The organism is Chrysiogenia bacterium, assembly GCA_020434085.1.
Lineage (GTDB): Bacteria > JAGRBM01 > JAGRBM01 > JAGRBM01 > JAGRBM01 > JAGRBM01.
Window position 1 is genome coordinate 1 of sequence record JAGRBM010000504.1, and the last position, 1,573, is coordinate 1,573.

The 1,573-nt window shown below is 61.5% G+C and carries 2 protein-coding genes; both read right to left on the bottom strand.

Annotated elements, in window-relative coordinates; translation table 11 throughout:
- On the bottom strand, positions 1-1,034 hold a 1,034-nt coding region (locus tag KDH09_16955; protein MCB0221389.1), incomplete at its 3' end, for an MBL fold metallo-hydrolase.
- The coding region (locus KDH09_16960; protein MCB0221390.1) for a TetR/AcrR family transcriptional regulator at positions 1,034-1,573 on the bottom strand (540 nt) is incomplete at its 5' end. The genes KDH09_16960 and KDH09_16955, both read right to left, overlap by 1 nt.

The window sequence follows — 1,573 nt, forward strand, 5'->3', positions numbered from 1 at the left end:
TGGGCGATCATGCCGTTCATTCCCTTGGCGGCCAGCGCGTCGGCGCGCTCGCCGAGAATGTGCTCGAAGAGATCCATGGCCAGCATCGGCCCGGTGCTCAGCGTCTCGAGCGCCGTCTCGAGCTCGCCGTGAATCTTGCCGCTGCAGGCGTCCCACCACTGGCCAAGGTTCTCGATCGGCGTCTTTTCGAAGCGATCGAGATGCCCGGTGCTGGCATGGGCGGGATAGATGCGGCGGATCTGCCGGTATTCGGGATGCTTTTCAAAGAGCGCGTCCATGCTGCGCAGATACCAGCCGAGCCCCAGCCGCAGGCCCGAGTAGCTCAGAAAGGTCGGCGGCTCGTTCTTCTGGATCTGGTCGGCACCGTGAATGGCCATGTCGGAGGGGTCACTCTCGTTGACGAGCAGCACCTGCCCGCGGCTGTGGCCGTAGACCTCCAGCACGCGGTAGCGCTCCTCGCCAAGATCGATCACTTCTTCGGGCTTGAGCACCCGGCGGACATTCAGGTCGTATTCCGCGTCGCCCATGCGCGAAAAGCCGGGCGAGCCGTCCTTTTCAGTGGAGGCAAACATCTTCGCCACAGGGCCGAAGCGTCCCTCGTAGAATCCGTTTGAGCGCAGCACGCTGCGCATGTCGAAGCCGGCATCTTCGGGCGAGAGCCGCAGGCTCCCCTCGGACTCGCTGGCCCAGAACTCGCAGTTGTATTCCCTGTGCAGTTCGGGCCCCAGCCCGGCGTGGTCGGCGTGGCCGTGGGTTGAGATGACGACATCGATGCCCGGGTAGCCGTGGGCCTGAAGGCCGGCGGCAACTTCCTGGAGGCTCAGGCTGCGAAGCGCATCGTAGTCGGTCTGGAAAACCGGGTGTGCCTGCTTGGGTCGAATTTCATGGGGAATGAAAAACCCGCAGTCGAGCAACACCGCACCGTCGCCCTGCCCCGGCGTGTTGAGGCAATAGAGATTGATGGGTTCCACCTGCGGCGGAAGCACGCGCTTCTTCTTTGCCAGCGCGCCAACGACAATGCGACGTGGTTTCATTACTTGGTAGAGGGAGAGAATGCCTCGGGCACCGAATCGATGACCGCGGCGAATTCCTTTTCCGACATTTCGGTCAGGATGCCCGCTTCCTTCATCAGGGCGAGCATCTGGTAGGCGCCCAGCATCAGCCAGGAGCTGACCTCGACGTTGAGCTTTCGTTCGACAAGGCCGTAATCCTGGGCCTGCTTGAGCGAGCGCTGGACGAGCTTGGCGGTCTTCTTCAGGCCGCCCACAAAGACCTTCTTCACCTCGGGGTCGTCGAGCTCGGCCATAACGAGGAAGAGCATCCGGGGATAGACCTGATCTTCCTGAAGGAAGCGGTAGTAGAAGAGAAAGAGCTCGCGGGCCATTTCCTTGGGCCGCTTGGAGGTGCGGAGCATCTCCTGCAGCTTCTCGAACAGAAACTTGTTGGAGCGCTCGAAGGCTTCGAGAAAGAGCGCCTTCTTCGAAGGGAAGTATTTATATAAGAGCGCCTCGGACACGCCGGCTTCCTTGGCGATGTCGCGAACGGTGGTTCCCTGATAACTCTTGGAGGCGAA